Raw genomic sequence first — 368 nt, 5'->3', positions numbered from 1 at the left:
ACAATTAACACTTTTGCTGACATAGATCATTCCGCTTCCCCTATTTTAAATTTCGAATTCGATCTTCTTGACTTACAATATCAGTAACTCTTACTCCGAAATTTTCATCAATTACAACGACTTCACCTTTAGCAATTAATTTTTGATTAACAAGAATATCTACTGGTTCCCCTGCTAATTTATCAAGTTCGATAATGGATCCTTGTGTAAACTCAAGAATTTCCTTGATTGAGCGTTTCGTTCTACCTAGCTCAACTGTTACCTGAAGAGGAATATCTAACAACATATTTAGATTATTCGATTCACTCGGTGACAATTGCGGCGTTTCAAATGTTGAAAATGCTGCTGGTTGAACATCGACATCACGC

Annotated in this window: 1 protein-coding gene; it reads right to left on the bottom strand. The window is 35.6% G+C overall.

Annotated features, from left to right (window positions below; all coding sequences use genetic code 11):
- Positions 1-40: 40 nt before the first annotated feature.
- Positions 41-368 (bottom strand): flagellar motor switch protein FliN (gene fliN / locus KH400_RS22440; RefSeq protein ID WP_217228412.1); only part of this gene is annotated, 328 nt, incomplete at its 5' end.

It is taken from the genome of Desertibacillus haloalkaliphilus (genome assembly GCF_019039105.1).
Classification (GTDB): Bacteria; Bacillota; Bacilli; order Bacillales; family KJ1-10-99; genus Desertibacillus; species Desertibacillus haloalkaliphilus.
The sequence above is the reverse complement of the archived record's forward strand: the minus strand, read 5'-3'. Positions and strand labels throughout refer to the sequence as shown.